The sequence below is a fragment of the Myxococcus faecalis genome, assembly GCF_050039385.1.
GTDB lineage: Bacteria > Myxococcota > Myxococcia > Myxococcales > Myxococcaceae > Myxococcus > Myxococcus fulvus.
Genome location: NZ_CP144336.1, coordinates 3,900,811 through 3,914,208 on the forward strand (window position 1 = coordinate 3,900,811; position 13,398 = coordinate 3,914,208).

Annotated in this window: 11 protein-coding genes; 4 read left to right on the top strand and 7 right to left on the bottom strand. The window is 70.5% G+C overall.

What is annotated here, in order from left to right; translation table 11 throughout:
- Positions 1-27 precede the first annotated feature (27 nt).
- Both gyrA and VZQ01_RS15440 read right to left on the bottom strand, forming a co-directional pair.
- Complete coding sequence (gene gyrA, locus VZQ01_RS15435) at positions 28-2,817, bottom strand: DNA gyrase subunit A (RefSeq protein ID WP_223749287.1); 2,790 nt, start codon at positions 2,815-2,817, stop codon at positions 28-30.
- Positions 2,818-3,061: 244 nt separating this feature from the next.
- Positions 3,062-3,805, bottom strand: coding sequence for a tetratricopeptide repeat protein (locus VZQ01_RS15440; RefSeq protein ID WP_267698195.1), 744 nt, complete (start codon positions 3,803-3,805; stop codon positions 3,062-3,064).
- A gap of 170 nt (positions 3,806-3,975) precedes the next feature.
- Here VZQ01_RS15440 and VZQ01_RS15445 point away from each other — a divergent pair, with 170 nt between their 5' ends.
- Both VZQ01_RS15445 and VZQ01_RS15450 read left to right on the top strand, forming a co-directional pair.
- A complete protein-coding gene (locus tag VZQ01_RS15445; protein ID WP_426748225.1) occupies positions 3,976-5,337 on the top strand; it encodes a M24 family metallopeptidase in 1,362 nt (453 codons plus the stop codon).
- A 76-nt stretch (positions 5,338-5,413) separates the two neighbouring features.
- Positions 5,414-5,782: a response regulator gene (locus tag VZQ01_RS15450; RefSeq protein ID WP_141326776.1), complete on the top strand. Its 369-nt coding sequence runs from the start codon at positions 5,414-5,416 to the stop codon at positions 5,780-5,782.
- Positions 5,783-6,064: 282 nt separating this feature from the next.
- Here the strand turns inward: VZQ01_RS15450 and VZQ01_RS15455 are convergent, their stop codons facing one another.
- The 5 genes from VZQ01_RS15455 to ung all read right to left on the bottom strand — a co-directional run bounded on the left by VZQ01_RS15455 (position 6,065) and on the right by ung (position 10,366).
- Positions 6,065-7,249 (bottom strand): tetratricopeptide repeat protein, encoded by a 1,185-nt coding sequence (locus tag VZQ01_RS15455; protein ID WP_426748226.1) that lies wholly within the window; start codon positions 7,247-7,249, stop codon positions 6,065-6,067.
- A complete protein-coding gene (locus VZQ01_RS15460) occupies positions 7,249-8,193 on the bottom strand; it encodes a hypothetical protein (RefSeq protein WP_223749283.1) in 945 nt (314 codons plus the stop codon). Before VZQ01_RS15460 ends, VZQ01_RS15455 begins: the two co-directional genes overlap by 1 nt.
- 90 nt (positions 8,194-8,283) lie before the next feature.
- Positions 8,284-8,778: a DUF3592 domain-containing protein gene (locus VZQ01_RS15465; protein ID WP_223749282.1), complete on the bottom strand. Its 495-nt coding sequence runs from the start codon at positions 8,776-8,778 to the stop codon at positions 8,284-8,286.
- A 28-nt stretch (positions 8,779-8,806) separates the two neighbouring features.
- Entirely contained in the window at positions 8,807-9,625 is an 819-nt protein-coding gene (locus VZQ01_RS15470) for an acyl-CoA thioesterase (protein ID WP_223749281.1), read from the bottom strand.
- Positions 9,626-9,688: 63 nt separating this feature from the next.
- Positions 9,689-10,366: a uracil-DNA glycosylase gene (gene ung, locus VZQ01_RS15475; protein WP_223749280.1), complete on the bottom strand. Its 678-nt coding sequence runs from the start codon at positions 10,364-10,366 to the stop codon at positions 9,689-9,691.
- 171 nt (positions 10,367-10,537) lie between these two features.
- Here ung and VZQ01_RS15480 point away from each other — a divergent pair, with 171 nt between their 5' ends.
- On the top strand, positions 10,538-12,298 hold the full coding sequence (locus VZQ01_RS15480) for a TadA family conjugal transfer-associated ATPase (protein ID WP_223749279.1): 1,761 nt from the start codon (positions 10,538-10,540) through the stop codon (positions 12,296-12,298).
- Between the two features lie 147 nt (positions 12,299-12,445).
- The gene (locus tag VZQ01_RS15485) at positions 12,446-13,390 is read left to right on the top strand and encodes a hypothetical protein (protein ID WP_223749278.1); all 945 of its coding nucleotides are present in this window, start codon (positions 12,446-12,448) and stop codon (positions 13,388-13,390) included.
- Positions 13,391-13,398: the final 8 nt, after the last annotated feature.

The window sequence follows — 13,398 nt, forward strand, 5'->3', positions numbered from 1 at the left end:
CCTCGGTGTTTCAAATCACGGTCCGACTCAGGCCTGCGGCTCCTCGGAGCCACCGCCCTCGGTCGGCGTCTCGGAGGCAGGAGCCTCCTCGGCGGCGGGAGCGGCCTCGGCCTCGGTGGCCACGGCCTCCGCGACCACACCCTCCGGAGCGCCCTCGGCGGGCGTCGCCGTCTCCGACTCCTCCTCGGACTCCTCGCCCTCGGGGAGCTTGGAGAGGGCCATCACCTTCTCCTGGTCGTTCTCCAGCGCAATCAGGCGCACGCCCTGCGTGTTGCGGCCGATGACGGAGATCTCCTTCACCTTCATGCGGATGAGCATCCCGCCGTTGGTGACGAGCATCACCTCATCCGACTCCTTCACCTGCACCACGCTCACCACCTTGCCATTCCGCTCGGTGGTCTTGATGTCGATGATGCCCTTGCCGCCGCGGCCCTGCTGCCGGTACTCGGCCTCCTCGGTGCGCTTGCCGTAGCCGTTCTCCGTCACCGTGAGGATGGCGGACTCGTTCTCCACCACCACGGCGCCCACCACCTCGTCGCCCTCCTCCAGCGTGATTCCCTTCACGCCGAAGGCCTGACGACCCATGGAGCGGACCTCCGACTCCGGGAAGCGGATGCTCATGCCGCTGGCCGTCGACAGGAGGATGTCCTTCGAGCCGTCGGTGATCATCACCGCCACCAGCTCGTCGCCCTCGTCGATGCCCAGCGCGATGATGCCGCTGGAGCGGACGTTCTCGAACGCGCTCAGGTCCGTGCGCTTCACCACGCCCTTCTTCGTGACGAAGAAGACGTAGCGGCTCTCCGGGAAGTCCCTCGTCACCAGCACCTGGGCCAGCTTCTCGCCCTCGCCGAACTGCACCAGGTTCACCATCGCCTTGCCGCGCGACGTGCGGCTGGCGGCCGGAATCTGGTGCACCTTGAGCGAGTACAGCTTGCCCTTGGTCGTAATCGGCATCAGGTACGCGTGGGTGCTCGCCACGAAGAGCTTGCTGACGAAGTCGTCTTCCTTCGTCGCCGCGCCCGTCTTGCCGCGCCCACCGCGCTTCTGCGCCCGGTACTCCGACAGCGGCGAGCGCTTGACGTAGCCGGTGTGCGACAGCGTGACCACCATCGTCTCCTCGGCGATGAGGTCCTCGCTGGTGATGTCGTCCACGGCGCCGATGATCTCGGTGCGACGCTTGTCGCCGTAGCGCTCGCGAATCTCCATCAGCTCCGTCTTGATGACGTTGAGCAGGCTCTTCTCGTTGGCGAGGATGTCCTGCAGGCGCGCCACGTCGCGCACCAGGCCGATGAGCTCGCGGAACAGCTCCTCACGCTGCAGGCCGGTGAGCCGCTGCAGGCGCATCTCGAGGATGTTCTGCGCCTGCTCCTGGCTGAAGCCCGCGCCCTCGTACTTGTGCGCCAGCCCCCGGTACTGCGGCTCCTCGTTGCGCGCGCGCGAGACGAGCAGCTCCATCTGCGCCTTCGCCTTGTCGTAGTCGATGCGCTGCAGGTTCGCGAAGCGCTCGTGCTCGTACAGCGTGGGCGACAGGATGTTCATCAGGCCCCAGCGCGCCTCGTCCGGATCCCTGGACGCGCGGATGAGGCTGACGACGAGGTCGATGAGGTCCTGCGCGACGAGCAGACCTTCCACGATGTGCATGCGCGCCAGCGCCTTGCGCAGCTCGTAGCGCGTGCGGCGCGTCACCACGTCGCGGCGGTGGGCGATGAAGCGGTCCAGCAGCTCCTTGAGGTTCAGCGTGCGCGGCTGGCCACCGTCGATGGCCAGCATCACCGCGCCGAACGTCGTCTCCAGCGCCGTGGACTGGTACAGGTTGTTGAGCACCACCTGCGAAATCGCGTCGCGCTTGAGCTCGATGACGATGCGCATGCCCTGACGGTCGCTCTCGTCACGGATGTCGCTGATGCCCTCGAGCTTCTTCTCCCGCACCAGCTCGGCGATCTTCTCGATGAGCCGCGCCTTGTTCACCTGGTACGGAATCTCCGTGAAGATGATGGACTCGCGGTCCCCCTTCTTCGACGTCTCGATTTCCGACCGGGCGCGCACGGTGATCTGCCCGCGGCCCGTCTCGTAGGCGCGGTGGATGCCCTCGCGGCCGGTGATGAACGCGCCGGTGGGGAAGTCCGGGCCGGTGATGAACTCCATCAAGTCCCTCACGGTGCACGTGGGGTTCTCGATGAGGTGCAGCGTCCCGTTGATGACCTCCGTCATGTTGTGCGGCGGGATGTTGGTGGTCATACCCACCGCGATGCCGCTGCTGCCGTTGACGAGCAGGTTGGGGAAGCGCGCCGGCAACACGAGCGGCTCCTCGAGGGAGTCGTCGTAGTTGGGGCCGAAGTCGACGGTCTCCTTGTCGATGTCCGCCAGCAGCTCCTCGGCCAGGCGGTCCATGCGCGCTTCGGTGTAGCGCATGGCGGCGGGCATATCGCCGTCCACCGAGCCGAAGTTGCCCTGACCGTCCACCAGCAGGTAGCGCAGGCTCCACGGCTGCGCGAGGCGCACCATGGCGTCGTACACGGAGGAGTCGCCGTGCGGGTGGTACTTACCGATGACGTCACCCACCACGCGCGCGCTCTTCTTGTAGGGGCGGTTGTGGTAGTTCGCCAGGTCGTTCATCGCGAACAGCACGCGGCGATGCACGGGCTTGAGGCCGTCGCGTACGTCGGGCAGCGCGCGACCGATGATGACGGACATCGAGTAGTCGAGATACGAGCGGCGCATCTCGTCTTCGATGTTCACGGGAATGAGCTCTCCAGCGCCGTCCGGAGGAGGAGGCGGGGAGGGCGGGGCCGGCTTGTCGGTGGTGTCGTCAGCCATGGGCTCTGGGAGGTTCGCGGAGGGACCCCGTGAAGGGCCGCCGTCCAGTGAGGGAGCGTTCGTAACCCCTGGATTTCCCTACGTCAACAAGGGAAACGAGGGGGTGGACACCCCACATGCGATGGGGTTCGGAATCAAGTCAACGGAGCGCTGGAAAACGCCCCCTACTGAACGCTCGAACACCCCGTTTTCAGCCCGCTTCCGACGAAGAAAAACGGGCATCCCGAGCCGCCCGGGACGGACGCTAGACGGGCGAGGGACGGAGGGGCGCGGCCAGGCGTTCGGCCTCGGTGCCGACAGGGCCCTCGGGGTCCTTCTCCTTGGCCTTCTCGAAGGCCGCGAGCGCGCCCTGCTTGTCACCCTTGAGCTTGAGGGCCACGCCCACGTTGAGGTGTGCGGGCGCGGAGTCGCGGTCCATGGCGACGGCCTCGCGGAACAGGGCCAGGGCCTGGTCCACGTCGCCCGACAGCAGGGCCTCCTTGCCGGCCTGGACGCGCTTCTCCGCGTCGTTCACCAGCTCCACCTGGAACACGCTGCCGCCCACCACGTTGGCGATGAGCACGCGCAGGATGCCGCCCCAGTAGAACGTGAGCCCCTCCGCCGCGACGACGGCGGCGAGCGGCAGGTCCGGCAAGAGTTGCTTGCCCCGGAACTTGAAGCGCACGCGGGTGTAGCGGCCCTTGTTGGCCCAGTGCACCACCTCGCCCTGGAGCTTGCGCAGCCCTTCCTCCATGCGCTTGGGGTCGATTTCGAAGGGGAGCACGCGGCCTGAGCCCTCCTCGCCCGCGGGCAGGGCCTTGGGGGTGTCCTCGAGCGTGGGCTCCTCGGGGAAGACGGGCTCGGCCTCGAGGACGATGGGCGGTGGCTCGGGGGGCCGGGCGGGCCGCTTCGCCTGGCTCTTCCGGGGAGCGGCGGCACGGGGGGCGGCGGGCTTCTTCACCTTCACCTTCGCCTTCGCGGCGGACTTGCGAGAGGAGCTCTTGGCCATGGTCATCACCTTAAACGAGCGACGGCGGTGGCGCTTGCGCTCGCGGTTTTCTCCGGTTTGCCCGGGCATTTCTTCATGACGACGCGACAGGACTTCACCTGGGGGCGGTGCCTGGGGCGGACGAGGTCGGGGATGATGGCGGGGCCTTCTCCCGAAAGGATTCCCGAAGCATGAAGCGCGTCCGGTCCGCTCTCGTCACCACCCTGCTCCTCGCCGCCCCCCTGGCGAGCGCGGCGGGCAAGGACCCCATCGTCTCCGGCGACCCGTGGCCTCGCATCCGCAAGGAGCGCATCCAGAAGCTGCTGCCGCAGGCCATGGCGCGCGCCAACGTGGACGCCTGGGTGGTGCTCTGCCGGGAAAACGACAACGACCCGCTGGCGATCCACGTCGGCGGGGAGAACGCGGGCGGCACCGCGGCGTTCCTGTTCCTGCGGCAGGGGGACACGGTGCGCTCGCTCGCGCTGTCGCCGGTGAGCGAGGCCACGGCGCTGCGCGAGGTGGCGCCGCTGGACGAGGTCATCTCGGTGGAGCGCGGGCAGGACCTCTATGCGCAGGTGGCCGCGAGGCTTGCGGCGGCGAAGCCCGCGCGCATCGCCATCAACGCGTCCACGTCCGTCACGGTGGCGGACGGGCTGTCGTCCTCGCAGCGCGCGGCGCTGGAGAAGGCGCTGTCGCCCGCGCTGCGCAAGAAGCTGGTGTCGTCCGAGGACGTCGTCTCCGAGTGGCTGTCCGTGAAGCTGCCCGAGGAGGTGGACATCCTGCGCAAGGCCGCGGCGCTCACGGCGCAGTTGCAAGTCGAGGCGTACGCCACGGTGGTGCCGGGCAAGACGCGGGACTCGGACGTCGCTCGTTTCCTCAAGAAGCGCATGGCGGAGCTGGGCGTGGGGGACGCGTGGGCGCCGGACCAGAACCCGGCGGTCAACAGCGGGCCTCTGAGGGGCCACTCGCATGCGACGGAGAAGGTGATTCAGCCCGGGGACTTCATCCAGACGGACTTCGGCATCCGCGTGGGCCACTTGTGGGTGACGGACATCCAGCGCTTCGCCTACGTGCTCGCGCCGGGGCAGACCCAGGTGCCGCAGGACGCGCTGGAGAAGTGGGAGAAGGGCCGGCAGGGCAACCGCGTGGCGCTGGCGGCGCTCAAGCCGGGCGCCAGCGGCTGGGACGTGGACAAGGCGCAGCGCGTGTGGATGAAGGAGGCGGGCTCGGAGCCGATGAACATGTTCGGCACCGGCCACCCGGTGGGCTACTGGGCGCATGACGTGGGGCCCGCGCTCTCCGGCGGGGCGAAGGACAAGCCCAAGCAGGGCCAGTCCACGCGCATCATCCGGACGGGGCAGGTGTTCGCCTTCGACGGGTTCTTCGCGTGGAAGGAGGGCCCGGACGCGATGCGGGTCCTCTCCGTGGAGGAGATGGCCGTCGTCACCGAGACGGGCGCCGAGTACCTGATTCCGCCGCAGGAGGACCTGGTGCTCATCCCGTCGCCGGGCACCCCGGGTCAGCCGAGCCCCGTGGCTCCCGCACCGCGCTGACGGAATGCGTTGCTCGCCCTACTCTCCTGGCTGGCCCGGCTCGTAGGATGAGACAGGCTTGCCGGGAGAGCGCGCGATGCAGACCGTGCTGGTGATTGACGATGACCTGTTCGTGCTCTCGCTGGTGACGGACATCCTGCAGAGCGCCGGCTTCCAGGTGCGCACGGTGCAGTCACCCGAGAGCGCGTTCCAGGAGGAGCTGGGGAACATCTCCGCCATCCTGTGCGACTACAACATGCCGTCGATGAACGGCGCGGACGTGCTCATCGCCATGCGCGAGCTGAAGGAGTGCAACGCGCCCTTCATCTTCCTCACCGGCCACGAGCAGCTCGATGACCTCATCCCCGTCGCCATCCGCTACGGCGCGGAGCTGCTGCCCAAGCCCATCCACCCCGTGGAGCTGATTCGACTGCTCATGAAGCAGCTCGCCAACGTGGCGGCGTGAACGCCGAGCCCCGTGCGGTGAAACCAGCCACCCGCGACGGGCTCGATACATGTTTCACAGGCGGAGGCGGTGCCACGCCACGCGGCGGGTCGATGGCCACGCGCACGAGCGGAGCGCCAGATGCATCAGTGTGCTCGGATGTCGGCCACGCGCGACGCAGGCCAGAGACATCGACACACCCGTGCGGCGGCCTGGCCCGGCTGTCGCGCCGTGGCGGGAACCACACCGCGTGCCGCGACGCCACCGGACGGGCGCCCGTGAGCGCCCGTCCGTCACCTCAGCTCAGGAGGCCAGCGCCTTGATGAGCCGCTCGGCCTGCTCGCGCCACTCGGGGTCCAGGCGCTCCAGCTTCAAGAGCGACTGAGCCAGCCGCGTCGCCCGCTGCTTGTCGCCCAGGCGCGCGCTCACGAGCGCCAGGTTGAGCTGCGGCTCGGGACGCTCCGGCGCGCGGCGGTGCGCCTCCTCCAGCGCCTCGAGCGCCTGCTGGCCCGCGCCCGGGAGCTCGTCCTCGGGGATGCGCATCAGCAGGTTGCCCAGGTTGTTGGCGGGGGCCCAGTCGTCCGGGTCCAGCTTCATGGCCTCGCGCCACGCCGTCAGCGCGGCGGGGATGTCCACCGGCTCGATGGCCTCCAGCGCCATGCCCTCGACCATGCGGCTCTGCGAGGTGGCCTGTCCGCGCGACGCCAGCTTCCTGCACAGCTCCAGCGCGTCGGTCAGCCGCCCCTGCGCCAGCCGCAGCCGCGCCAGGTTCGCCTGCGCCGCGGGAGCGTCCGGCTCCACGCGCGCCAGCGTCTCCGCCGTGGCCACCGCGCCGCTCAGGTTGCCGCGCGCCAGCTGCACGTTGCACAGCGCGTTGAGCAGGTACGGGTCGCCGTCGAGCGCCTTGATGCCCGTGGTCAGCAGCTCCTCGGCCGCGCCCAGCTCACCGCCCGCCTGGAGCGCCACCGCGAGCACCAGGTAGCTGGGCCCGTGCCTCGGGTTGAGGCGCAGCGACTCCTGGAGGTGGTGGAAGCCGTCCTTCAGGTTCTCCTGGGCGAAGAGCACGCGCCCCAGGTGGAAGTGATGGATGGCCGTGCCCGGCGACAGCTTCACCGCCTGCTCGAGCGCGGTGCGGGCGCCGGCGTTGTCGCCCTGCTCCGCCAGGAGGTAGCCCTGGCCGAACCAGGCCTCGGCCTTCTGGGGGCGCGCCTTCGCCACCTTCCGGTAGAGCGCCAGGGCGCCCGCCGCGTCACCTCGTCGGGTGAGCAGCGCGGCCCGGACCAGCTGCACGTCCGGCTCCTCCGCGCTCACGCCCGCGAGCCATGACTCGGCCTGGGCCTCGTTGCCATCGAATGCCGCGAGCCGGGCGAGCGCGACCCGGGCCGCCAGGTCCGAGGCATCGCGCTTGAGCGCGGCCTCGGCCTCCCGACGTGCCTGGTCCAGCTCCCCGGCTGCGAGAAGTGCGTCGTACCTGGCGGTCTCCGCCATCAGCCAAACAGCCCCTTGAAGAAGTTCCCGACGGACTTCACCACATCCTTGACCACTTCGACCGGCTTCTCGACGACGCTCTTCACCGCGTCGGCGATCTTCCCGAAGTTGATGTCCACGTCGAAGCCGAGCTTGAAGCCCACGCCCAGGGCCGCGCCGAAGTCCACGCGGGCCTTGAAGCGGCCGTTGTCCCAGCTGGCCTCGGCACGGGCGGAGACACCCACACCGGCCCAGGCCTCCGCACGGCCCGTGACGCCGCCGTAGTCGCCCAGCTTCACCGTGCCCGTGGCACCGGCGCGGGCGCCGATGAACGCGTCACCACCGACGCGGGCCGCGTACTTGCCGTTGATGGGGTCCACCGTCACTTCACCGTGGAGACCCGCCTTCGCGCCCACCCACGCCTTGCCCTGCAGCTCCGCCTGGATGGGGCCGACACCCGCGCGCAGCGTGCCCTCGGCGTCCACCAGCGTGGCCTTCGCGTCCAGGTCGCCGCGGGCGAACAGCTTGCCGCCCTCGATGCCCACCTCGCCGGAGCCCTTGAGCTCGGCCTCGAGCAGGCTCACCTTGCCGTAGCCCTGGGCCACGCTGTTGGCGTCGCCGAAGCCGCCCTCGAACTTCTTGACCGCCGCGCCCTTGGTGAACTGGCCGTCGATGCCGACCTTCGGGATGGCGCCCAGCAGGCTCGCCATGGCGCCCGTCACGCGGCCCGTGGACTCGTGCTGGGACTCGTGGCTGTAGCTGGTGTTCCAGTTCTGCGTGGTGCTCTTCTCACGCTCGAAGTGGCTCTGGAGCCGGCCGTTCTCGAAGGTGGTCTGGACACCCGTGTTGGTGTCCTTGACGACCTTGTCCGTGGTCGTGTTCTTCACCACCGCGGCGTTCTGCGGCGTCTGGGTGGTGCGAACCGGGTTCTGCTGACCGCGACGGATGGAGGAGCGATCGCTCATGGCGGACCTCGGCCGGGGACTGGCCGGGAAAGAATGTGAAGGGATTGTCGCGGGGGACGTGGATCAGTTGCGTCCAGGACGGAGATTTTCCTACAGGCGCGCCGCGAACCAGCGCGCCACCAGCGGGATGCAGGCGCCGAGCGCCACCAGCCCCAGCCCCACGCCCAGCCGCACGAAGCTGGGCGCGTGCGCGCCGGGCTCCAGCACCGCGTCGGTGGGGTCCGCCGGGTTGTAAGCGACCCGGACGGCCTGTCCCGGAGGATAGCGCCGGAGGACGGACTGGGCGTGCTCCGGGTTGGTGTACGCGGCGGGGTCCACGCGCAGGGTGGAGGTGCCGACCAGGACGCGGCCCACGGTGTACTCGTACTGGATGACGGCTTCGTAGTGGATGCGGGGCTCGGCCGGGCCGGCGACGGGGAGGCGGCGCTCGAACTCCTCGGCGGAGCGGATGGTGCCGGGCGCGGTGGGCCAGCTCAGGGTGCGCCGGGCGCGCTGGACGTCCTTGAGACCGGCGACCACGAAGAGGACACCCACCGCGGCGAGCAGCGCGGCGATGGCGGTGACGACGACCCAGAGCACTTGCACGCCGCCGACACTACCAGATGGCGGGACTTCAGCCGCCCATCACCACGAAGAGCTGGCGGCACTGGGCCAGCAGCACGCCGTCCTCGGTCCACAGCTGCTGGTAGTCGTCCGCGTAGCCCTCGCCCGCCTGACGCGAGCGCCCGGTGCGCAGGAAGTGGGCGTCCGGCTTCAGCCCGGGCCTGGGCAGCGGGTGGAAGAAGTGCACGGTGAAGTCCACCGTGGCCGCCGGGCGGAAGCCCTCCACGCGGGAGAGGGCCGCCGGGGGATAGGCGTCCATCAACCCCACCAACAGGGGCGCGTCCAGCACCGTGGGCTGACGGGGGCGGAGCCAGCCGCCCGTCTCGGCCACGTCCGAGCCCGAGTACGGCGCCGAGCCCAGGCAGAAGCGGAACTCGAAGTGGCGGCAGAAGTCCGGCATGGGCACGTCGTCGGGCGTCGCCGGCACGTCCAGCGGGGGCGGCACCTTGGGGGGCGTCAGGTCCAGGTACTCCAGGGCCCCGCCGCGCGAGGCGCCGAACGTCGCGCTGCCCACGGCCACCACGCCCGCGTCGTTCTCCACGCGCACCGTGGCGTGGGTGACGAGCTTCCCGGCGCGCTCGATGCGCGTCAGCACCCGCGCCTCGCCCTCCACCGCGGGAGAGCAGAAGTGCATGGTGAAGGAGCGCACCGGCCGGGCCGCGTCCGCCAGCGTGTGCTCCAGCGCGCGCAGCGCCGTGCCCGCCACCACGCCGCCATAGGCCCCCCTCCCCTGGTACCAGTCCGCGTGGAAGCGGGTGCGGTAGACGTTGGGTTCCAGCAGCTCGGGCGTGGAGGCGGCGACGAAGGCGGCGGTCATGTCGCGACGCACCGTATCAAGCCTCGTCCCGGAGGCACGGCCTTCGTGCCCGGACGCGCGGTGCGGCCCGCCGCTTCACCGGGACAGGCGCCAGTCGACCGGGGGCCGGCCCTTGGACTCCAGGGCCTGGTTCACCTTGCTGAAGGGCTTGCTGCCGAAGAAGCCGCTGCTGGCCGACAGGGGCGAGGGGTGGGTGCCCTCGATGACGACGTGGCGCTTCGCATCGATGAGCTTCTTCTTCTTCTGGGCGTACTTGCCCCAGAGGAGGAAGACGACGGCGTCCTGCTTGGCGCTCACCGCGCGGATGACGGCGTCGGTGAAGTCCTCCCAGCCGTGGCCCGCGTGGCTGTTGGGCTGGGCCTGGCGCACGGTGAGCACGGCGTTGAGCAGGAGCACGCCCTGCTCGGCCCAGGGGATGAGCGAGCCCGTCTTGGGACGGGGCTCCTGCACGTCCGCCTCCAGCTCCTTGAAGATGTTGACCAGCGAGGGCGGCGAGGGCACGCCGGGCTTCACGGAGAACGCCAGCCCGTGTGCCTGCCCGGGCCCGTGGTACGGGTCCTGGCCCAACAGCAGCACGCGCACGTCCGCGTAGGGCGTCAGCCGGAAGGCGGAGAAGAGGTCCTCCTCCGAGGGGAAGACGGTGGCCGCCTCGCGCTCCTGGGCGACGAAGCGCTCCAGCTCCTGGAACGAGGGTGAATCGAGCGCGGACTTCAGCTCCCGCTTCCAGTCCTCCGGCAACCCGTCCTTCAACATGGCGTGACTCCCCGTCCGACCTGCGAGGTCGGGCATTGAAACACCGCCCGCGCGGGGGGCCCATCGCTTTCGTCCCGGCGTCCAGGGGGTGACAGCCGCACTGGAAGCGACCGGGCGGGCGGGACGGGTTCTTGGGGGGAAGGCCCCGGGCGCGCTAGCCTGCGAGGCGCCATGACGATGTACACCGAGTCACTCCGCGCCTTCCTCAAGCCCGTCCTGCCCTATCTGGACGACGAGTCGGTGTCGGAGATCATGATCAACGGCCCCACCGACGTGTGGATCGAGAAGAAGGGCCGACTGACGAAGACGGACGCGGCCTTCACCGAGGAAGGCCTCATCGGCGCCGCGCGCAACATGGCCCAGTTCGTCGGCCGCATGCTCACCGAGGAGCGCCCGCGCCTGGACGCGCGCCTTCCGGACGGCAGCCGCATCCATGTGGTGATTCCGCCGATTGCCCGCCGCGGCACCACCATCTCCATCCGCAAGTTCTTCAAGGAGAAGCTGACCGTCCAGTCGCTCCTGAAGTTCGGCTCGCTGACGCCGCAGATGGCGCGGCTCATCGAGGCGGGCATCGCCACCAAGCTCAACATGCTGGTGGCCGGGGGCACGGGCTCCGGCAAGACGACGCTGCTCAACATCGTCTCGTCGCTCATCCCCGACGAGGAGCGCATCCTCACCATCGAGGACTCGGCCGAGCTCCAGCTCAACCAGACACACGTGGTCGCCTTCGAGAGCCGTCCGCCGGACAAGTTCGGCAAGGGCGGCGTGGACATGGGAGACCTGCTGCACTCGGCGCTGCGTCTGCGTCCGGACCGAATCGTCGTCGGCGAGGTGCGCGGCGGCGAGGCGTTCCACCTGATGCAGGCGATGAACACGGGCCACGGCGGCTCGCTGGCCACCACGCACGCCAACACGCCCACGGACACGCTGCGCCGCATCGAGTCCCTGTGCCTCATGTCCGGCGTGGAGCTGCCCATGGTGGCCGTGCGCGCCCAGGTGGCCAGCGCCATCAACTTCGTCATCTGCTGCGAGCGCTTGCACGACGGCAGCCGCAAGACGATTGCCCTGTCGGAGGTGCTGCCGCTCAACGAGAAGGGCGACTACCGCACGCAGGACATCTTCGTCTTCACGCCGGTGGCCAAGGACGAGGACGACCACATCCTCGGCTACCACGCGCCCACGGGCATCATCCCCAACTTCGTCGCCAAGGCGAAGGCGTACGGCTTCAGCGACCTGGAGGACTCGTTCTTCGACCCGGCCACCTACGGCCTGCCGCCGCCGCCCACGTTCCACGCCGGTGAGTCGTACACCGTGCGGTGGGCGCCCTCGCTGAAGCACCGCGAGGAGGGACAGCCGGACCCCGCGCACTACAAGCAGGAGTGGTCCGCGTTCGAGGAGAAGCTCAAGCAGAGCGCGCGCGAGGCCAAGGCCGCCAAGGCTGGTGGAGCGCCCGCGCCCGCCGCCGCGCCCGTGCAGGTGCAGGTGCCCGCGAACCTGCCCACCTCGAAGCCCGCCACGACGGCCGCGCCTCCCAGGGTGGCCAGCGCCACGCCGCCCGCGGGACAGGCCGCCGCCCGGCCTCCCGCCGCGCGCCCGCCGCCTCCTCCCGAGAGCGACGACGACAAGACGCCGCCGCCCACCCGCAGCCCCTTCGCCAGCGGCATGGACCACGCCGCCGAGGCCAAGGTGGAGGTGGACGAGGAGCTGCTCACCGACGCGGGCCGGCCTCCCCCGCCGCGTCGCCCGGGCACGCCGCCGCCCAGGCCTCCGCCTCCCGGGGCCCGCCCCGCGCTCGCCGCGCGCAGGCCCCCGCCGGCCATGCCCGCCCACGTGGACGACGAGGACGAGGACACGGGCGCGACGGCCGAGCCCCAGGGCGGCGCCGAGAAGACGCAGATCCGCCCCGCTCCGTCGGAGCGGCCTCGGCGCTGAGGCCACGGGTCACGACTCCGCCGCCCTACCCGGGTGGTGGAGTCTCCCGTCACCGCACGCACCGCCCGCGAGCGTGATGCCACCCGAGGTGGGTCGCCCCTGATTCCCCTTCTTGCGAGGAGGTCGTGTCGGGGGGAAAGTGCTCACGTGTTGATCTCCCTCGTCGCCGTCTTCACCGTGGTCGCCGCCCAGGCGCCCGCGCTCCCCGCCCCGCAGGGGCCCCTGAGCGTGTTGGTCGCGCCCCCGGACGCGACGGGAACTCCCACTCACGTCGTGGATTTCGCGCGCGAGCACATCACGGAGCAGCTCGAGTCGCGAGGCGTGCGCGTCATCCGGATGGACAACGTCACCCGCAGGCTGCCCGCCACGAAGCGGCGCGCGCTCCTGCGCTGCAAGCGCACCGAGGCGCCCTGCATCCAATGGCTGGGCACCACCAGCCAGGCGGAGGTCGTGCTCGTCACGGAGCTGGTGCGAAAGCCCCAGGGGTACCGCGCGGGAATGAAGCTCCACGCGGCGAAGGACGGCGCGCTCATCGCCGAGCACTTCGTCTCCGACGTGCTCGAGGACGGCCTGCTGGACGCGCTCACGCAGACGCTGGACGTGGTGCTGCCCGCGACGCTGCGCGCGCTGCGGCCACCGCCTCCCCCGCCGCGCATCGACGACGTTCCCCCGCCCACGCGAGTGACCCGGCCTGGCACCTCCGACCCCGGCTCCCAGCCGACGCCCGTGCCGCCAGAGCCCGCCCTCGCGCAGACCTCCTCCTCCGCGCGGCGCTGGGCCTGGCTGCCCGCGGCGGGCGGCGTGGTGCTCGCGGGCGTGGGGACGGTGTTCTACCTGAAGGCGAAGGACCGCTACGACACGCTGGAGACCGGCGGCGCGGACATCCCCTTGCGTGACTCGGACGCGCTGGTGTCCCAGGGCAAGAGCGCGCAGACGGTGAGCCGCGTGGCCTTCGGGGTGGGCGCGGCGGGGCTCGTCGCCGGCGCGGTGATGTTCCTGTGGCCGGAGGACGACCCTCCCGCGAAGGTCGTCCCCTCCGCCGCCGTGACGTCGGGTGGCGCCATGGTGGGCCTGTCCGGGACGTGGCCATGACCTCGAGA